At 47.5% G+C, this 19359-nt stretch carries 17 protein-coding genes; 4 read left to right on the forward strand and 13 right to left on the reverse strand.

Going from position 1 to position 19359, the window contains the following annotated elements; all coding sequences use genetic code 11:
• Positions 1-447 precede the first annotated feature (447 nt).
• The 10 genes from dnaX to P5683_RS07160 form a co-directional block, all read right to left on the reverse strand.
• Positions 448-2754, reverse strand: a complete 2307-nt coding sequence (gene dnaX / locus P5683_RS07115; protein WP_006620870.1) for a DNA polymerase III subunit gamma/tau — start codon at positions 2752-2754, stop codon at positions 448-450.
• A 34-nt stretch (positions 2755-2788) separates the two neighbouring features.
• Positions 2789-3421, reverse strand: a complete 633-nt coding sequence (locus tag P5683_RS07120; protein ID WP_006620871.1) for a HEAT repeat domain-containing protein — start codon at positions 3419-3421, stop codon at positions 2789-2791.
• On the reverse strand, positions 3418-4293 hold the full coding sequence (locus P5683_RS07125; protein WP_006620872.1) for a HEAT repeat domain-containing protein: 876 nt from the start codon (positions 4291-4293) through the stop codon (positions 3418-3420). The genes P5683_RS07120 and P5683_RS07125 overlap by 4 nt, the downstream gene beginning before the upstream one ends.
• 25 nt (positions 4294-4318) lie before the next feature.
• A complete protein-coding gene (locus P5683_RS07130) occupies positions 4319-4582 on the reverse strand; it encodes a phycobilisome linker polypeptide (RefSeq protein WP_006620873.1) in 264 nt (87 codons plus the stop codon).
• Positions 4583-4627: 45 nt separating this feature from the next.
• The gene (locus P5683_RS07135; protein WP_006620874.1) at positions 4628-5494 is read right to left on the reverse strand and encodes a phycobilisome linker polypeptide; all 867 of its coding nucleotides are present in this window, start codon (positions 5492-5494) and stop codon (positions 4628-4630) included.
• A 108-nt stretch (positions 5495-5602) separates the two neighbouring features.
• On the reverse strand, positions 5603-6418 hold the full coding sequence (locus P5683_RS07140; protein WP_006620875.1) for a phycobilisome linker polypeptide: 816 nt from the start codon (positions 6416-6418) through the stop codon (positions 5603-5605).
• A 182-nt stretch (positions 6419-6600) separates the two neighbouring features.
• Positions 6601-7089 (reverse strand): phycocyanin subunit alpha, encoded by a 489-nt coding sequence (gene cpcA, locus P5683_RS07145; RefSeq protein WP_006620876.1) that lies wholly within the window; start codon positions 7087-7089, stop codon positions 6601-6603.
• Positions 7090-7200: 111 nt separating this feature from the next.
• Complete coding sequence (locus P5683_RS07150; protein ID WP_006620877.1) at positions 7201-7719, reverse strand: phycocyanin subunit beta; 519 nt, start codon at positions 7717-7719, stop codon at positions 7201-7203.
• Between the two features lie 391 nt (positions 7720-8110).
• Positions 8111-9136 (reverse strand): ABC transporter permease, encoded by a 1026-nt coding sequence (locus tag P5683_RS07155; RefSeq protein ID WP_006668090.1) that lies wholly within the window; start codon positions 9134-9136, stop codon positions 8111-8113.
• A gap of 153 nt (positions 9137-9289) precedes the next feature.
• On the reverse strand, positions 9290-9631 hold the full coding sequence (locus tag P5683_RS07160; RefSeq protein WP_035759758.1) for a hypothetical protein: 342 nt from the start codon (positions 9629-9631) through the stop codon (positions 9290-9292).
• Between the two features lie 231 nt (positions 9632-9862).
• Between P5683_RS07160 and P5683_RS07165 the strand changes: the two genes are divergently transcribed.
• Positions 9863-12391, forward strand: coding sequence for a mannose-1-phosphate guanyltransferase (locus tag P5683_RS07165; RefSeq protein ID WP_006620880.1), 2529 nt, complete (start codon positions 9863-9865; stop codon positions 12389-12391).
• 54 nt (positions 12392-12445) lie between these two features.
• A complete protein-coding gene (locus P5683_RS07170) occupies positions 12446-12979 on the forward strand; it encodes a single-stranded DNA-binding protein (RefSeq protein WP_006620881.1) in 534 nt (177 codons plus the stop codon).
• Between the two features lie 21 nt (positions 12980-13000).
• Here the strand turns inward: P5683_RS07170 and rppB are convergent, their stop codons facing one another.
• Both rppB and rppA read right to left on the reverse strand, forming a co-directional pair.
• Complete coding sequence (gene rppB, locus P5683_RS07175) at positions 13001-14404, reverse strand: two-component system sensor histidine kinase RppB (protein WP_008049228.1); 1404 nt, start codon at positions 14402-14404, stop codon at positions 13001-13003.
• On the reverse strand, positions 14401-15096 hold the full coding sequence (gene rppA / locus P5683_RS07180; protein WP_315640014.1) for a two-component system response regulator RppA: 696 nt from the start codon (positions 15094-15096) through the stop codon (positions 14401-14403). Before rppA ends, rppB begins: the two co-directional genes overlap by 4 nt.
• A gap of 143 nt (positions 15097-15239) precedes the next feature.
• Here rppA and P5683_RS07185 point away from each other — a divergent pair, with 143 nt between their 5' ends.
• Entirely contained in the window at positions 15240-15890 is a 651-nt protein-coding gene (locus P5683_RS07185; RefSeq protein WP_006620884.1) for an efflux RND transporter periplasmic adaptor subunit, read from the forward strand.
• A 20-nt stretch (positions 15891-15910) separates the two neighbouring features.
• Positions 15911-19075: an efflux RND transporter permease subunit gene (locus tag P5683_RS07190; RefSeq protein ID WP_315669428.1), complete on the forward strand. Its 3165-nt coding sequence runs from the start codon at positions 15911-15913 to the stop codon at positions 19073-19075.
• Between the two features lie 39 nt (positions 19076-19114).
• Here P5683_RS07190 and P5683_RS07195 read toward each other — a convergent pair.
• A partial coding sequence (locus P5683_RS07195; protein ID WP_396442604.1) for a lipoyl protein ligase domain-containing protein occupies positions 19115-19359 on the reverse strand: 245 nt, incomplete at its 5' end.

The following is a 19359-nucleotide window of genomic DNA, read 5'->3' on the forward strand; positions in this document are numbered from 1 at the left end:
CCGGGTTTCCCCCAAACCTCTTGACAAACTTATGGCGATCGCTTCCAAAGAAACCGGGTTTCTCCCAGAAACCGGGTTTCTAAGCATCTCTCAAAGAAACCCGGTTTCTCCCAGAAACCGGGTTTCTAGATATCTCTCAAAGAAACCGGGTTTCTAGATATCTCTCAAAGAAACCGGGTTTCCCCCAAACCTCTTGACAAACTTATGGCGATCGCTTCCAAAGAAACCGGGTTTCTCCCAGAAACCGGGTTTCTAGATATCTCTCAAAGAAACCGGGTTTCTAGATATCTCTCAAAGAAACCGGGTTTCCCCCAAACCTCTTGACAAACTTATGGCGATCGCTTCCAAAGAAACCGGGTTTCTCCCAGAAACCGGGTTTCTAGATATCTCTCAAAGAAACCGGGTTTCTAGGTATCTCTCAAAGAAACCGGGTTTTTCCAGTAAGACTTAAAAGGGTACATCATCTTCACTGTCATCATCTTCTGGAGAATAAAACTCTATGGTATCCTCCAATGCTACAGAAGAAGAAGAAACAGTTGTCACCTGTGTATTTTCGGGATACCAAGGGATAATTTCCCCATCAAAAAACTCTGCCAGTTTTTCAGCCGCCGTAGCCACATCATCAACCGGAGAATTATTGTCATTATCAGCTACTTTAACTGAAATATCCTCAATTTTAGGAGTTGTTAATTCCGGCGGTCTCTCAGTTTCTGGTTCCCTAGTAGGTGGCGGGGGTTCTGGTGGTGGGGGTGGCGGCGATTGTACCCTCTGAGATATCGGTGTTTTTTCAGGATGAACCCCAGGAGAAACTGCCCCCATTCCCACTTCTAAATTTACCTGAATTTTAGTATTAAAAACCTTCTGACAAGCAACTTCTAAACTAGAGATTTTCGCCTGGGCAATTTTCAATAATGGATGGGATTTAAGCCCGATACAGACTACATTACCATGGTGCGATCGCAAACAGCCATGTTGACGCATCAAAGCCTGAGTTCCCAATTGTTCGATCGCACTAAGTATCTGTTCCCAAAGTTCCTCCAGACTATAGTTTACTGCTTCCTCTTGATTAGCAGTAGTAGGCTGTGGCGGCGGGGGTGGCGGCGGGGGTGCATCCGGCACAGAAACAGCTTGTGAGACAGGTTGAGCAGGCGCAGGAGGCTTGTAAACAGGCTGTGACCTCATTTTTGAGGTAGGCTGATTTGAGATAGGCTGAGGCTGTACATTTACCACCCCTGTAGATACCGTTTGAGGACGCAAAGCCTCCGGTAATAACCCTAATAAAGTCACCTCCAACCATAAACGCGGCTGAGTGGTATTTTTAATCTGTACCTCGCTATCGCGGAGATGTTTTTGACCAGCCAGGATAATTTCATGTTCCCAGCGTTGGGAAAAGGCGCATAAACTTTCCCAAGTCGGTTGAGTAAGTTTCACTAAATCCTGGCGATTTGGTGCGGTTTTGGCGATTAATAAATCCCGGTAAAATTCCCCCAGATTTTGCAGCACAATTAAAGGTTCTCGACCCCGGTTCAGTAACTCGCGGGTTTGGTCTAAAATTGCCGTCGCTTTACCCTCTGCGATCGCCTCTAATAATGTCATCAAATCCCGTTCAGGAACAGCCCCAACCAAGTCCCAAACCCGTTCAACCGTAATTTCACCTGACAGTAAACTTAATTGGTCTAACAGGCTTTCCGCATCCCTTAATCCCCCTTGAGCAATTTGAGCCACCATCATCACCGCTTCCGGTGTAATAGCAATGTTTTCCTTGGCGGCGATAGTTTCTAAATGAGTCGCCATGGCTTGTAAAGGAATGCGCCGAAAATCAAAGCGCTGACATCGAGAAATAATCGTCGGGAGAACCCGTTGAGGGTCTGTAGTCGCCAGGACAAACACCACCCGATCAGGTGGTTCTTCTAGGGTTTTCAGTAAAGCATTAAAAGCCGCTGTACTCAACATATGGCAATTGTGAACTAGCAGACCATTCGCCACAAAATTATGATTATGTTCTACCTCAATATCATAGACATGATTAACCCCTAACTTTTCGATAGATTCTACATCTTGTAATGCCGTCTTGACCGCCGCATCAATTTCCGGTGATAATATTTTCATTTTAGGGGTAATATTTGCCGCTTTTATCCAGCCTTTATCTGTCCTAATCAGATGATTACCAGTGCATTTAATTTCCGTCTGAAAGGTTTTAATTTTCCAAGTCTCACGAACCCCCTGGTCAAGCCAGCGTAAAACCTGCTGCCATTCCCATTGTTGAGTAGACTCATTATAACTAAGAACTCGACATTCTTGGAGAGTCGGATCATCAATTCTCAGCCATCCGCGATCGCTTAAAATCAGAGCATCACCCGTCAGACATTCATCAATTACATAGACCTTATAGCGACATTGAACCGGGGAAAACTGCGTCCGTTCAATTAAATCCCGGATATGATCAACCCCCGTATTACTAGCAGCATCAATCTCCACAAAATCTAAAGTTGCTCCCGTAGTGATACCCCGACAGACCTCGCAAATACCACAGGGAGTTTCTGTCGGGTTAGAAGTTTGTAGACAGTTAAGAGATTTCGCTAAAATCCGCGCACTAGAAGTTTTACCAGTACCCCTCGGACCTGTAAATAAATAAGCCGGAGCAATACGCCGCGATCGGATCGCATTAGTCAGAGTTTGAGCGATCGCCTCTTGACCCACCAGATCTGCAAAAGTTTGGGGACGATATTTGTGGTGAAGCGGTTCGTAGGTCACGGTATAATCTCAACATCCCAAAAGCAACTAATTATTAACTAATCCCTAAGTTCATCCTAGCCAGACTAGCCCTAGCAGAAACCGCCGGAGTTTCATCATTATTAACCATCCCCTCCAACCTTTGCGAAACCTGTGTAAACCAATGGGGTTTATCCACCTCAGAAGCCGCCAAACCTTCCAAACCCACAACCGTTGCATAACGAACGATCCATTCCGTATCTTCAGAAGTATGCAGCAGAGTTTTTAGGGTTCTTTCCTTAGCCTCAGAGACTGCTTCTGGTGACATATCCTCCCAGCGAATTGCTCCCAAACCCCGCGCCGCAGCACGACGCACACTCAGAGCAAAATCACTACCCGCCGCCTCCAGCAAAACATCTAAACCCCTAGGATCACCAATACCAGACAAAGCGCGAACCGCCCAAGCCCTAGCACCATAGTTATAACCATCTAACCTCTCTAGTATACCAACCACAGCAGGTTTACCAATGGCTATCAATCCCTCAACTGCAGCCACCGCCGCGCCAGGGTTGTTATAACCCAAAACACGAATTAACATTGGTACTGCATCCACAGAACCAGTCGCGGCCAATTGTGACACCGCGCCTATCAGTTTTCCAGCAGAGTCCGCCTGTTCAACCGCTAAAATTAGTTCCTCAACCTTTGTCATAATAGAGAATCCATCAGCTTCATGATTTTAACTGCCTCTTCAGATAGGCATTTTTCCCCAATTTGACTGAGATGGTGTTCCAGAATTCCCTGTAAAGCAATTAGTTTCAGGCTATTTTCAGCTAGGGTGTTGGCGATAGGTTCGGCGGCCTGAAGATATCCGATCGCCCCTAAATCCATTAAAGCACTGCGTCGCAATTGTAAATCTTCCCCCCGCAAAGCTGCAATTAAGCGATCGCCATAAACCGGATCACCCGTAAGCTGATACATAGCCCTTAAAGCCGCATACTGTATTCTAGCGATCGGATGGTTTATGAAAGGTTCAATATCAGTTAACGCCTCAGTTGCGCCCAGAGTTCCTATGGCTTCAATTACTGCGTCATAAGGCTGTTTTAAATGGGGTTTACCCGCTATCGGTGCAGTATCTTCTACTCCACCCACCAATAACCCACGCAAAGCAGAAACACAGCTAGAGTCTCCCAGACCTTCTAAAGCCTGAGCCGCCGCTTCCCGCACATAAAAATCTTGGCAATCTAAACATTTGACTAGGGGAGTCACCGCGCGACGATCGCCCAATTTACCCAAAGCCCGAGCCGCATTTCTGCGTAAAGGATAGCCCCCGTCCTTAGTGCGATCGGACTCATCATCCAAGGCCATAATTAAGGCATCAACTGCGATCGCATCACACACACGAAAACGCCCCAACCACCAAGCCGCATAATAGCGACGATTTGGTTCTTGATGGTTTAGGGCGGCGATCGCCTGTTCTACTGTCCAAGCATCACCCCCTTCAGCTTCTCCCCCAGTTAAAGGCGCATTATCTGCGCCCACTAGGGGGGATGCACCTGGGGTTTTTGATTCAGAATCCTGCATGAAAATCAGAATTGAATGGTCTAAATTATTCGCCCTCAGCTTCAGACACCGTATTATCGGTAGTCATCGGCTCAATGCTAACAATTTTACCACCCATGCGGTTAATCCGCCGCATTTCCTGATTCATCCTATTGTAAGGAACAATTACAAATTGACTCCCACTCGAGCGAATCTGATATTCTGTCTTGTCGGTTTCGTCATTCTGACGCATTCCCACCACTTCATATTTGAAGAAGCGAGCGCCCGAAGGACTACTGCCCATTTTTCCGGCACTGATGTAACCCAACATTGTCCCTATTAATCTCCCAAAACAATCAAGTTTTCTCTTGCCATTCTAAATAGGCGTAATGCTGGCAATTGTGCCACCTTGGCGCTGAATTTCCCTCAGTTGTGCCGAAAGCTGATCATAAGGAACAATAAAAGCCTTACTGCAACGACGTACTCTGGGATAACGGCGCTCACGGATTCCAGAAACCTCTACACGGTAAGTCCGTCCCGCTTGCAGAACTCCACCTTGGCTGAATCCAGTGCTAGGAGCCACACTCTGTCCAGATGGACGATAGGACCAACCATCCGAATCCCCAGAAGGAGCCACTACCACAGAAGCGCGGTTAGCACCTAGTTCCTGCGCCAGACGAGACATAGTGCCTTCACCTTGAGCGCTATCACTATTAGCATAACCCCGATACAGGCGGAACATCCGGGTAAAACCAACCGTTTTCTGTCCCCGCTGAGTCTCGAAACCACGGTAGTAGGGAACAATATTTTCGCCGAAGCTCTCCAGATATTCTGGAGAATCAATATAAGAATCGATATCGGCATCGTACCCTTCGTTTTGATATAAGTCTAAGTGGAAAACCACCTCTGACTCATCATAGGGAGCCCGACCCAACAGGTGTTTGTAATTTAGTTCAATTACACGGGTCTGGAAATTCGGGTAAAAGAATTTCTTTTTATAAAGCTCTGACTTCGCCACACACCGCACCAACTCCCGTACTGTGATGCTACCATCGCACAACAGTGACTCCGCACTCGTGAGGCGCTCAGAACTCATCAGATAATCATTACCCAGTAATTGACGGTATACCGCACGAATTACCTCTTGGGCATTGTCACGACTCCAATTGGGGCGCAACTCTACCAGAGAACTCTCCTGGAAAGCTGTTGTCCCTAACCGAGACGCTTGGGTTGTAATGGCCACTAAAATCCTCCTATGATCACAACCGAATTACTTGCGGATTTAGTCCTAGACAATCTAACTTGATTATGCTATTGTTATTAACTGGTTAACAGTTAACAACTTGCTGTTCTAAGCAGGGGTCACGCTGATGACCCGTCCGCCCATGCGGTTGATCCGCTGCAACTGTCCTGAAAGTTGCTCGTAGGCTACTGTATACTCTGCTGTAGCTTTACGCATTCTCGGTGTCAACTGTGTGGGCTTTTGTACTACTACCACACGATACAATTGACCGCGCGAGCCACCATTAGCCCCCACCAGAGCTTGTCCGCTCCCGGCTGGAGAAATCGGCGAAGATGTATTGCGAGCTACTTCCCAAGTTAAACGTCCTTGGGTTTGATTTTGAGCGCGATCGCTATTCGCGTATCCCCGGTAAAGTTGGAACATCCGGTTAAATCCCACAGTCCACTGACCCCGTTGGGTAGCAAAACCACGGTAGTAAGGAACTACATTTTCCCCGAAACTTTCCAAATACTCAGGAGAATCGAGGTAAGAATTAATCTCAGCCTCGTAGCCTTCCTCGTTATACAGGTCAACGTGAAACGCGATTTCTGACTCATCATAAGGAGCCCGACCCAGCAAATGCTTATAGTTCAGCTCAATAAACCGAACTTGGCTATTCCCATAAAAAAACTTTTTCCGGTACAGTTCCGAAACAGCTAACGCTCGCACGAAATCCCGCACCGTAATTTCACCCTGGCGCAACAAAGACTCAGCACTTGTTAAGCGCTCCCGTTGCATCAGGTGTTCATTACCCATCACCTGACGATATGCAGCCCAAATCACAGCTTGGACATCACCCTCGGTGAAGTTAGGGCGCAGTTCCACTCGCTCAGACTCTTCAAAAGCTCTGATTCCTAGGCGACTTGCTTCTGCTAAACCAACCATTATTAATCTTCTCCCGATTTTTTGACGTTATAGAGAAAAAACTCTTTTTAATCGGTTAGGTAATCTCGGATACCGATTTTACCAAGCTGATCCCGCTTTAATAAAATATGCCCGGACTGCTAAATAACTGATAACCCAATTGCTAACAGCTATTTACCGTTCCGGGCAACGCAAAAAAAGACCTAGCTTAGGGCGTTGATCGCGTAGTCGAGGTAGGAGTTAGCTTCAACAGCAGCGTCACCAGACAAACCGTGGTTAGCTTTGATGTATTTCAGGGCTTCAATGTACCAGCTTGGAGAAAGCTCGAAAGTCCGGTTGATTTCATCAATACCGGCAATCAGGTACTCATCCATGGGGCCAGTTCCACCAGCAATCAGGCAATAAGTTACCATCCGCAGGTAGTAGCCTATGTCACGAGCACATTTGTCCTTACCGCGTTGGTCTGCCGCGTAGTTAGGTCCCTGCATTTGGGTGGTGTAGGGGAACTTGTTGTACACTGCTTGGGCAGCACCACTGATCAGACTATCAGCTTTAGAGGTCAAAGCTTTAGCAGCTTCCAGACCAGCTTTGGCTTGACGAAAACGGCCAAAAGCCACTTGGATTTCGGTGCTGCTTAGGAAACGACCTTGGGAATCAGCGATAGAAACTGCTTCGGTTAGGGGGGTTTTCATTCTCGAGTTATCTCCCGATTGGTTTACAAAAAATTAGGTAACAAACAGAAGTCCAGTCACTTAGACTTCAGCTAAACTGTTTCAATTGTTATATGCTATGGATCTGCTTGATTAGGAAACTGCAGCACATGCACGATCAAAGTAACTAGCGATTTCTGAAGCCAAAGCGCTACAATCGCCAGGAGTGATACCTGCGGGATCGTTAACGATCGCCAGAGCAGCTTCTTTCATTTTGCCAACACCGACAGCAACGGAGGAACCGGGAGTTCCCAAAGCCAGGTAAGTTTCACGCAAACCGTTCAAGCAACGATCTTCGAGAACACTTGCGTCGCCAGCGAACACAGCGTAGGTAACATAACGCAGGATGATTTCCATGTCACGCAAGCAAGCAGCCATACGACGGCTGGTGTAGGCGTTTCCACCGGGAGCAATCAGTTGGGGCTGCTCTGCAAACAAAGAACGAGCAGCATTAGAAACGATGGTGGAAGCGTTGCTAGTAATGCGGTTAACGGCATCCAAACGTTTGTTGCTTTCAGCAACCATTTGGCTCAGAGCATCGATTTGAGCTGTACTCAGCATTTCGCCGCGAGTATCAGCCTGAGAAACCACCTTGGTGAAGGCATCAAACATGGACTTATCTCCTACTTGTTGACTTGCTTAGAGTTAGCTTGGGATTCTACACACCATGAATGATTACTACAATCAATCCACTGGTGCCATCTCCTCAGACCCCTTCCGGGGTGAACCCTGGACAAAGGCTTTTCACAATTGCCCCGTGGTCCATTTCTCAAGTATCCTAGAACACTTTCTGAAATCTTAAAAGATTGTACGCGGTTTATGAGAAGAATTTAATATTTTGATACAAATGTTAATGAAACTTCATAAACCAACATTCGCCTTCCTTCTCACCCCTTCAAATATCATTTATACACTGCCAGTGCCTTTTAGTTTGTTAAAATTTATTAAAGTCTCTTCAAAATTTACTAAGTATTAATAACTAAGTATATTTTCTGAGAAGCAATTAATAGCGAATCCGGGGGTCAATGCAAGCATTCAAAATATCGATCGCCAAACTAGCGATCACGACAATTACGGCCAAAAACACAACCACCCCCTGGACTGTGGGATAATCTCGCAGACGAATAGCCTCATACAAGCGATTAGCTAATCCCGGCCAAGAAAAAGTCACCTCAGTTAAAATCGCCCCTCCCAACAAAGCGGCAAAAGTCAGCCCCAAAACGGTAATCACGGGAATCATGGCATTTTTGAGAGCATGAGCCAGCAAAATCCGTAACTCGGAGACCCCCCGCGCCCGCGCCGCCTCGACATAATCAGCTTGTAGAGTTTGTCTCAAATTCACCCGGACAATGCGCTCGAAAATGCCACTCAGCAAAATCCCCAAAGTCACACAGGGTAGACACAGATAATATATAGTCGTCCAGAAAGCGCCCAAATTGCCACTCAACAAACTATCAACGGTATAAAGTCCGGTATAACTAGGAGGAGGAGTCACGGTCACCGGAAAACGGGTCCCCAAAGGAAACCAGCCCAACCACACGGCAAAAATCAACTGCAACAGCATCCCCGCCCAAAAAGCGGGAACCGAATAAGTAATAATTCCAAATAAGCGTCCCCCAGTGTCCCAAATAGTATTAGGTTTAAAAGCGGCCACAGCCCCGACAGTAATTCCCACGACGAGGGCGACCAACATACTAAAAACTGCTAATTCGACGGTAGCGGGAAAATGATCACCAATAATCTGCCAGACGGACTGTCCTTGAGTAGTTATAGAAATGCCCAAATCGAAGCGCAGTAGAGCGCCCATATAACTTATATATTGTTCTAGCAAGGACCCCCCCAAACCTAACTGCGATCGCAAGGCTTCCTTAGCCGCACTAGGCGCTCTAGGGCCAAGAATAGCATCTACTGGATCACCGGGTGTCGCCCGCAACAATAGAAACACCACGGAAGTAATCGTCCACAACATCAGCGGGGCCAACAACAGCCGAGTAATCACATAAAATTGCAGCGCTTTAGCACGAGACATCAGATCAAGCCACGAAACAACTCGCACCCATCAGCAAACTACCTCAAGAGTGCGATCACAAATGATATCAATAGTTCGGTATTTATGTGGGACTATTACCGGGCGGGTTTTTTCTGTTTTTCCTCAAACCACCCGCCACGACCCATCTACCAATTAAGCATCAAGTAACGACTCAAAAGTAGTCCGCAAAGACTTTAAATCAGCCACCCGCGCCACTAGCAAATTCTCGTGACCAGCATCCTCCAGTCGGCCTTTCCAATACTGGATACTCTCAGAATTATTCATCCAAAAATTAATCACGGTATCCACAACGCGATCGCATTGCCATCCCCGCTTGGATGCCACCATTTCCACCGACCCAAGAAACATATCCAGGGTACACTGACGATGGCCTAGATATTCAATGCCGCTGGTCTGTTGTTCCTGTTGCTGCTGTTGCTGGTAAAAAAACGAAAGAATTGGAGAAACTCCCACCAAGTTAAATGTGTATTGCATACTTGCCTCCAAATCATCTGTGAAATGGAACTTAGTTATATCAACTAAGCTGCCCATAAAGGGGTAAAATTAAATACAATCTAGCTCTGTACACTCGAATTTTTCGGCTAAATTCATAAAAATCTCATATTTGGCAGCATTCGGTCCGCAAAACCAAAATGAATCTAAAGAAAAGCTAAATATTAGCCGAAAAAGTTTAATATTGTCTTTAATAAGTCGCCAGGAGGAACTATGAGAGCAGTGCTGATGGCTGGGGGGTCAGGAACACGACTCAGACCTCTTACCTGTGATTTACCCAAACCAATGGTGCCCATACTGAATCGCCCCATTGCGGAACATATCATTAACCTACTGAGGCGGCACCATTTCCAGGAAGTTATCGCTACCCTGCACTATTTACCGGACATCATGCGGGAATACTTCCATAATGGCAGCGACTTTGGCGTTCAAATCACCTATTCGGTGGAAGAGGATCAACCCCTGGGAACTGCAGGATGTGTGAAAAACATTGCCGAACTTCTAGACAGTACCTTCTTAGTGATCAGCGGCGATAGCATAACTGATTTTGACCTCAGCGCGGCGGTTAAGTTTCACACTTCCCAACAATCGAAAGCTACGTTGATATTAACCCGGGTTCCCAACCCTCTCGATTTTGGGGTGGTGATTACGGACGAAAATCAACGCATCAAGCGGTTTTTAGAAAAACCCTCGACTAGCGAAATATTTTCCGATACGGTCAACACGGGAATCTATGTCCTAGAACCGGAAGTGCTGGAATATTTGCCCCCTAATCAAGAATGCGATTTTTCTAACGACCTTTTTCCCCTGTTATTAGAAAAAGGGGTTCCCATGTATGGCTTTATTGCTGAAGGCTACTGGTGCGATGTGGGTCACTTAGAAGCCTATCGTGAATCCCAATATGATGCACTACGGGGGAAAGTTAAGTTAGATTTTCACGTGCGAGAGCGATCGCCAGGAGTCTGGGTCGGTGAAAACACCTATATCGATGATTATGCCCGCATTGAAGCCCCTGTGATTATTGGTAATAACTGTAGAATTGCAGCTAGAGCGCATATAGAAGCGGGAACCATCCTCGGAGATAATGTCACCATAGGGAGTGATGCCAACCTTAAACGCCCGATTGTTTGGAACGGAGCCATTATCGGTGAAGATGTACACTTACGCGCCTGTGTGATTGCTAGAGGAGCAAGGGTAGACCGCCGCGCCCATGTCCTAGAGGGGTCAGTGGTCGGCTCGTTATCTACGGTAGGAGAAGAAAGCCTGATCAGCCCCAATGTCCGGGTTTGGCCTAGCAAAAAAATTGAATCGGGCGCTACCCTCAACATTAACTTAATTTGGGGAAACACGGCTAGGCGTAACCTTTTCGGTCAACGGGGAGTTCTCGGACTGGCTAACATTGATATTACACCGGAATTTGCGGTTAAATTGGGAGCAGCCTACGGGTCAACCCTTAAACAAGTGGCTACGGTGGCGGTATCCCGTGACCAACGCCGCATTTCTCGGATGGTAACGCGATCGCTAATTTCTGGCTTGATGTCCGTGGGAGTCAATGTCCTTAACCTAGAAGATACAGCTATTCCGGTAGTCCGCACGGTGATTCGTAACCTCACTGTTGTGGGCGGTATTCATGTGCGCCTATCTCCAGATCGCTCGGATCAGATTCTGATTGAATTTCTCGACAACAAAGGCATTAACATCACCAAAGCCAAAGAGAAAAAAATCGAAGGTGCTTACTTCAAAGAAGACCTGCGACGCGCCGGGGTGGCGGAAATTGGTAACATGACTTACCCCAGCGAGGTGATCGACACCTACCGCACGGCTTTTGAAAGACACCTCAATATCGATGGGCTGCGCCACAGCAATGCTAAAGTCGTCATAGATTATGTCTATGCAGTGTCGGGAGCCCTTTTACCTCGCCTACTTGCTAAGTTTGGTTGCGATGCGGTAGTCCTCAATGCTAGTCTAAATCAAATTGCTATTTCCCCAAGCGATCGCGAAAATCTACTGGATCAACTAGGCCGGGTAGTTGAAGCCCTCAGAGCTAACTTCGGGGTTCAAGTCTATGCAAATGGCGAACAGTTCATTTTGGTAGATGAAAGTGGTAGCCTGATTCGGGGAGAAGAACTAACCGCCCTCATGGTGACTATGGTTCTGACTGCTCACCCCAGAAGCACGGTGGTAGTACCCGTTCAAGCCTCCTCCGCCGTGGAACAAATCGCCCGACGACACGATGGCATAGTTATCCGCACTAAAGCCAACCCCACGGCTTTAATGGAAGCCTGTCAAGCTCATCCTAATGTCGTACTCGGCGGTAGTGGTGATATGGGGTTCATCTTCCCCCAAATGCACCCCGGTTTTGATGCCATGTTCTCGATTGCCAAAATGATTGAAATTCTGACCACACAGGAGCGATCGCTCGGTCAAATTCGCACCGATCTCCCCCATGTCATACACCGTCGCTATACTGTTCGTTGTCCTTGGTCTGTGAAAGGCGCACTCATGCGACATCTAGTAGAAACCCATGCGCCAGAAAACTTAGAATTGATCGATGGAGTCAAACTCATTAACTACCAAGACGATAATTGGATTTTGATTCTTCCTGATGCTGGAGAACCCCTAATCCATATCTATGCCAACAGCGACGATCGAGATTGGGCTGATGCTACCCTCAGAGAATACCGAAATATGGTACAAGATTTTGTAAATCAAGTTCAAGGTATGAACCGAGAAGACTATTAGCCCTGATTCTCGATAACTAGCTGTAACCTACTGTTTTCAAGAGATATAATTTGCATGAATAGCTGTATTTTGACCGCGAAAATTATTCAGGAACCACAACTGCGCTACACAGCCGATAATCAAATACCCATTGCCGAAATGTTAGTCGAGTTCAGCAGTAACCGACCCAATGACCCCCCATCACACTTAAAAGTAATTGGGTGGGGAAATACAGCCCAAGAAATTGGACAAAACTATCATGTGGGTGATTGTGTACTCATCGAAGGTCGCTTGGGGATGAACGTGGTGGAAAGACCCGAAGGCTTTAAAGAGAAGCGAGCCGAATTGGTCGCGACGCGGATTTATACTATCAGTAGTTTGATATCTGGCAACCCAGAAACCCCGATCAACACTCATTCCGCCCCCAGTTCCGCCCCCAGTTCCGCCCCGAGTAATGTGGTCCCCCTTGGTAGTCGTAACCGCACGAGCCCTAATCCCCCAACCTCTGGATTAGAATATGATGCACCGGAAACTCGCTCTCCCGTTACTCCTAACCCTGAACCATCTCAATCAGATACTCCGGGTGATGACGATCCGATTCCCTTCTAATCTCAAATCCCCTTGAAAGACTCACCGTTTCAGAGAGGGGAAGTTTTTAAGCAACTTGGGTTCTGCTATACAAGGAAATTGCAGGGTAAATAAACTGCCTTTTCCCAGTTCACTTTTGACCGTCAGAGATGCTTGATGATGATAAGCGATCGCCTGTGCTATGGCTAGTCCTAATCCGGTTCCCCCAGTTGGGCGAGAGCGATCGCTATCCACCCGATAAAATCTCTCAAAAATTCGAGTTTGGGCTGCTACGGCCATGCCAATCCCTGTATCTTGGACTGTAATTAAAGCCGTGCGATCGCGCACCATTAAACTCACCACCACTTCCCCTGCTTTAGGCGTATATTGAATGGCATTAGCGATTAAATTCGACACTAAACGATAAAGCTGAGATTCATTACCTAACACATAAATTTCCTCAGCAGGAACTTCTGGCATTAGATTAATTTCCGCCAGAGTTGCAAATTCTGCATATTCTTCAGTTAAATCATGAATTAAATCATTTAAACAACAGGGTTTAAAGATTTGGCTAGATGTGTGATGTTCCAAGGTACTGAGAAATAATAAATCGGCGATTAAATGGCTTAAACGTCGTCCCTGTCGTTCAAGGGTTTGTAGCATCGCCTGCATTTGCTGGGGATTTGATGGGGGAACCCGTAAAATAGCCTCAATAGTTGCTAAAAGAGTCGCGAGGGGAGAGCGCAGTTCATGGGCAGCATTGGCGGTAAACTGTTGTTGCTGTTGATAGGATTGGTAAATAGGCCCCATCGCTAATCCAGAAAGCCACCAACCAGCCACCACGACTAAACCTAACGCCAAGGGAAACCCTAAACCTAAAATCCACCTCATTCGATTAACTTCTGCATCAAACGTCGCTAAAGTGCGTCCAATTTGGATATATCCCCAAGAGGAATCTAAGTGCATTGGCGTTTGAGGATTAACCTTGCCACTGTGGAGAATGGTAGTGAATTGATGGTAGCGCGTCCCTCTCGCACTGCGAAAGGTTTGCCAAGGTGTGGGGTTTAGGGTTTGGGGTAAGGGGAGAGGGTGATTTGGGGAAAAGGCTAAAAGTTGACCGCGATGATTGAACACCCGGATATAGTAGGTACTGCGATCGCTAATGCCAATAGTATGACGCTGAATTAAGGTGGGGTGATGGTTACAAGGTTGTCCTTGTAGGCATAAATCGGGAAAAATTTGTCGTAGGATACCTGTTGGCTCTCCCGATTGAGGGAGCATGGGTTCTAAGCTATCATGAAGTGTCCCGGCGATTGATTCCATTTCCCGTTCCATCGCTGTCCAATTCGACTGAATCAGAGAGCGATACACCCCAAACCCCGATAAGCCCAAAATCCCACCCATCACTAACGCATACCAAAGCGCCAGACGGATTCTGCTATGGCGAAACAGTTGATAGCTATTCATCGCGGGGAGGTATTAAAACGATAACCCTGACCTCGGATGGTTTCAATGGGACACCCGCAGTCATAACTGGCTAATTTTCGCCTTAATAAGCGCATTTGCGCCGCCACCACATTACTGATGGGTTCCTCCTCTAAATCCCACAGTTGATAGCGGATTTTACTCCCCGGAATAATGCGATCGGGATTTTGCATTAAATAAGCAAAAATCTGAAATTCCTTGACCGTTAAGGGAATGTTTTTTGGGGGTTGGGTGAGTCGATTACAGATGGTATTGTTGGCGTAATCTAGCATAAATGCGCCTACAGTCAGGGTTTGGGGTTGGAGGGTGGGCGATCGCCTTTGGAGAGCGCGTAAACGAGCCAATAATTCCGCCATCACAAAAGGCTTCACTAAATAATCATCAGCCCCCGCATCAAGTCCAGTAATTCGATTTTCCGGTTGTCCCAGAGCCGTTAACATCAAAATCGGTAGGGGGTTCTGGTGAGAGCGGATGCGTTGGCATAACTCCAAACCCGACAACTCCGGCACAAGCCAATCCAGAATCGCCACCGTGTAATCCGTCCACTGACTTTCTAAACAATGCCAGGCCTGCACTCCATCCGTCACCCAATCGACAATATATTTCTCATTGACCAGAACTTGCTTAATGGCCAAGCCTAATTCCGCCTCATCTTCGACCAACAGAATTCGCATCGTGTGCAAGGGGGAGACTGCTTGGATCGAGGTTAACAGACTGCGAGAAAAAAGGGGTGAGATTTCACCTAGATTTCATCTCCTCTTTGGCACAGTGGGGAAGATTTGGCATAAAACCAGATGTTTTTTAATGAGGAGGTCTAATGAACACAACTTCTATGATTGGCTCAATGTTCGCTCTGAGCTTAATTTTCGGCACACCCACCCTAACCTTAGCCCATGTAGGACATGGGGATGAGTTTCAGGCTGAAGGCGGCATTGATCGGGTTCCTGTCAAGCCAGAAACCGATTCCCTCCTAGGGATTAATGTTACCCCCATTGCTCCGGCGGCGGATGGGAGTTACCGCGTTCTTGTTCCCATGACCGCCCTAGTCGATGCCGATGGGAAACAGTTAGCCTTTGTCTTGTATGGTAATTTTTATGAGCCAGTTCCCGTGCAAATCGGAACAGCAGAAGGGGAATGGGTCGAAGTAACCGAAGGGTTATCCGTTGGGGAACAACTGGTTACCCAGGGTAGTTTGTCCCTCTATGCTGAATCTCGCAAAACCCAAACAGCAGCAACTGCACCCAGTCCAGAAACCGCCACCACTCCCCCCGATGAAGTTCATGCTCAAGCGGAAGCTCAAGGTATCCCACAGGAACAGGATGTTGAGGGTAATCTGGCGGAAACCACAAGCAATAACTTTCCGATGGGAACTTTAGCTACCGTTGGGGGAGGAGTTTTGCTCCTCTGCGGTGGGATTTTCTTCTGGACAGGGAGTCGTCGGAACAAAAATCTCTTTTCCGACAAATAAGGGAGGATTATTGTTAGTCGATGTTTAACACCATCCTTAATCAGACCCTAAAAAATTCCATTGCTCAACGATGGTTAATCGTTATCGGGGCGATAGTCATAACCATCTGGGGCTTTTTGAGCATCACGCAAATGCCCTTGGATGTTTTCCCTCCCTTTGCTCCCCCTCAAGTAGATATCCAAACTGAGGCGGTTGGTTTGGCTCCCGAGGAAGTAGAGGCTCAGATTACGGTTCCTATTGAAAGTGCGGTTAATGGCTTACCCAGTGTTACCCTGGTGCGTTCTTCCTCCAAGGTGGGACTCTCTATGGTTCATGTTGTCTTTGACCAGGAGGCTGATATTTACCAAGCGCGGCAGGCTGTAACGGAACGACTCCAACAGGTGATGAGTCAACTTCCCCAAGGGATTCATCCGCCGGAAATTTCCCCCTTAGTCTCTCCTTTGGGAACGATTCTGCAATATGCCTTTACGGTGAATGGTCAGGGAGAAACGTCTCTGATGGATTTACGCCGTTTGGTGGATGTTACCCTCAGAAATCAGATTCTCTCGGTTCCTGGTGTGTCTCAGGTGACTATTTATGGGGGGGATGAACGGGAAGAACAGATTTTGGTCGATCCGCAACTGTTGCGATCGCGCCAAGTCTCCCTCAATGAAGTCGCGGCAGCAGCCAGGGGAGCCAATTCCAACGCTCCCGGAGGTTTTCTCGTAGGTGGAGGTCAAGAGTTACTCATCCGAGGCATCGGACAGGTTAACACCCTAGAAGACTTGCAGCAGTCGGTGGTGAAAGTTCAATACGGTGAACCGATTTTGCTGCAAGATGTGGCTGAAGTCAAAACGGGAGCGGCACTTAAACGGGGAGATGCCAGCTTTAACGGACAGGCGGCGGTGGTGTTGATGATTAACAAACAACCCTATATAGACACCCCCACCGTCACCCAAGCCGTGGAAGCGGTGATGAACTCCCTACAGTCTACCTTTCCCCCTGATGTGGAAGTTCAACGCACTTTCCGCCAATCAAACTTTATTGATTCTGCCATTCGCAACGTTAGCGGCTCCCTCATTCAAGGGATCATCATCGTTTCGGTGATTATGTTGCTCTTTTTAATGAACTGGCGCACGGCTATCATTACCTTGAGTGCCATTCCCCTCTCGTTGCTGATTGGCTTAATGTTCTTGAAAGCCGTGGGGTTAGGCATCAATACTATGACCCTGGGGGGTTTAGTGGTGGCGATCGGCTCCGTGGTCGATGATGCCATTGTGGATATGGAAAACTGCTATCGTGGTTTACGGCGGAATCCAACCCAAGAAAACCCAAAACCCCCCTTTCAAGTGGTTTATGACACTTCGGTTCAGGTCCGTTTAGCCGTCATTTTTTCCACGGTTATTATCATAGTCGTCTTTGCCCCCATTTTTAGTTTAACGGGGGTAGAAGGGCGAATTTTCGCCCCCATGGGTTGGGCTTATTTGCTCTCCATTGCGGCCTCTACTTTGGTCGCCATGACCCTTTCTCCCGCCCTCTGTGCCATTTTATTGGCTCATCATAGACTCCCCCAGGAAGGCACTTTTATTTCACGCTTGGCCGAAAGTTGGTATCGCCCTCTGCTCAATTTGTCTCTGAGGACTCCCCAACTGATTTTAGGATTAGCCTTAGCCTCCTTAGTGGCTACTCTAGCCGTTGTGCCTTCCTTGGGACGGGTTTTCCTCCCGGAATTTCAGGACAAATCTATGGTGAACTCTATGGTTTTATTTCCGGGTGTCTCTTTGGAGATGACCAATCGGGCGGGAATGGCTCTGGCTCAATCCCTACAAGATAATCCCCTTTATGAATGGGTACAAGTCCGCGCTGGACGCGCTCCGGGGGATGCTGATGGGGCGGGGGTGAACATGGCTCATGTGGATGTAGAGTTGAGTGATGTTGCCCTGGAAGACCGAGAGGCTGCTGTTCAGCAACTGCGGGAGAAGTTTCTGCAATTGCCGGGGGTTGCTCCCAATATTGGCGGTTTTATTTCTCACCGCATGGATGAAGTTTTATCGGGGGTCAGAAGTGCGATCGCTGTCAAAATTTTTGGCCCCGATTTAGTCCAGTTGCGTCAAGTCGGGGAACAAGTCCGCGATGCCATCAAACCCATTGCGGGAGTCGTAGACTTACAATTAGAACCTCAATTACCTATCCGCCAAGTTCAAATTCATTATGACCGCTCGGCGGCGGCTGGTTATGGTTTAACTATGGCTGCCATTTCTGAAGTCGTGGCAACCGCCCTCAATGGTCAAGTGGTGTCCCAAGTCCCGGAAAATCAACAACTGATTAATATTATCGTCGGTTTGCCGATCGCCTCACGCAATAATTTAGATGCCATTGGGGCGATTCCCCTCTCTACCCCCACCGGACAAATTATTCCCCTCAGTGCTGTGGCTAGAGTTGAATATGGTATGGGGGCTAATGTGGTGAATCGGGAAAATGTGTCTCGTTTAATTGTCGTATCAGCCAACGTTGCGGAAAGAGACTTAGGCAGTGTGGTGAGTGACATTCAAGCTGCTATCCGCCAAAATGTCCAGTTACCCAATGGCTACTTTATCCAATATGGCGGACAGTTTGAAGCGGAACAAAAAGCCACCAATAATCTGGTCTGGTATAGCCTCCTGGCCGCGATTATGATTGCCATTTTGATGTTCTTCTCGGTTAAGTCTCTCCCGGCAACTGTGGCGATTATGCTCAATCTTCCCCTGGCCTTGGTGGGTGGTATTGTCTCGATTCTCTTAACGGGGGGGGTAATCTCCATTGCTTCTCTGATCGGGTTTATTACCCTGTTTGGGGTGGCTGTCCGCAATGGTTTGCTGTTGGTGGATAACTACAACCAGAAGTTTGCTCAAGGGATGCTGTTAAAAGAGGTTATTACTCAAGGGTCCCTAGAGCGGTTAAATCCTATCCTGATGACGGCTTTAACTTCTGCTCTGGGAATGTTACCGTTGGCGATCGCACAGGGGGCCGGAAATGAAGTTCTACAACCCCTCGCCATCGTGGTATTAGGAGGATTATTCACCTCTACGGCTTTAACCCTGTTAGTCATTCCAGCCTTATATACCCAGTTTGGCAAGTGGTTAATCCCCCGACTATCTCCTAATCAATGGGAGGAAACTTTCCGCAAGCATGAGCCATCTACCCCAGCAATTCAGTCAAAATCTTAGTTTTGATGGGTGAATAGACCCTTGTGGGGCTCCTTTGGCTCAAGTTATGGCGATCGTTCCGGGCGTCTTTTCCTCTCGAGTAAGTTTGAGGGTGACTCCAAAAACTTCAGCAAAACAGGCCGCGAGGACATCCCGGACTTGCTCGATGGAAATATCCGGGACTAATTCAGCCAGACTCCCTACGGGGAAATCAGAAATACCACAGGGAACGATCGCTTTAAATCCAGTTAAGTCAGGACAAACATTCAAGGCGAACCCGTGCATAGTAATCCAGCGACTCACCC

Origin of the sequence: Limnospira sp. PMC 1279.21, from assembly GCF_032349615.1 — a bacterium.
GTDB lineage: Bacteria > Cyanobacteriota > Cyanobacteriia > Cyanobacteriales > Microcoleaceae > Limnospira > Limnospira fusiformis.

Bases quoted from the DNA above. Each gene is read 5' to 3' on its own strand.
- P5683_RS07120 (WP_006620871.1), bottom strand. From the start codon at position 3,421: ATGACAAAGGTTGAGGAACTAATTTTAGCGGTTGAACAGGCGGACTCT.
- P5683_RS07125 (WP_006620872.1), bottom strand. From the start codon at position 4,293: ATGCAGGATTCTGAATCAAAAACCCCAGGTGCATCCCCCCTAGTGGGC.
- P5683_RS07130 (WP_006620873.1), bottom strand. From the start codon at position 4,582: ATGTTGGGTTACATCAGTGCCGGAAAAATGGGCAGTAGTCCTTCGGGC.
- P5683_RS07140 (WP_006620875.1), bottom strand. From the start codon at position 6,418: ATGGTTGGTTTAGCAGAAGCAAGTCGCCTAGGAATCAGAGCTTTTGAA.
- cpcA (WP_006620876.1), bottom strand. From the start codon at position 7,089: ATGAAAACCCCCCTAACCGAAGCAGTTTCTATCGCTGATTCCCAAGGT.
- P5683_RS07150 (WP_006620877.1), bottom strand. From the start codon at position 7,719: ATGTTTGATGCCTTCACCAAGGTGGTTTCTCAGGCTGATACTCGCGGC.
- P5683_RS07155 (WP_006668090.1), bottom strand. From the start codon at position 9,136: ATGTCTCGTGCTAAAGCGCTGCAATTTTATGTGATTACTCGGCTGTTG.
- P5683_RS07160 (WP_035759758.1), bottom strand. From the start codon at position 9,631: ATGCAATACACATTTAACTTGGTGGGAGTTTCTCCAATTCTTTCGTTT.
- P5683_RS07165 (WP_006620880.1), top strand. From the start codon at position 9,863: ATGAGAGCAGTGCTGATGGCTGGGGGGTCAGGAACACGACTCAGACCT.
- P5683_RS07170 (WP_006620881.1), top strand. From the start codon at position 12,446: ATGAATAGCTGTATTTTGACCGCGAAAATTATTCAGGAACCACAACTG.
- rppB (WP_008049228.1), bottom strand. From the start codon at position 14,404: ATGAATAGCTATCAACTGTTTCGCCATAGCAGAATCCGTCTGGCGCTT.
- rppA (WP_315640014.1), bottom strand. From the start codon at position 15,096: ATGCGAATTCTGTTGGTCGAAGATGAGGCGGAATTAGGCTTGGCCATT.
- P5683_RS07185 (WP_006620884.1), top strand. From the start codon at position 15,240: ATGAACACAACTTCTATGATTGGCTCAATGTTCGCTCTGAGCTTAATT.
- P5683_RS07190 (WP_315669428.1), top strand. From the start codon at position 15,911: ATGTTTAACACCATCCTTAATCAGACCCTAAAAAATTCCATTGCTCAA.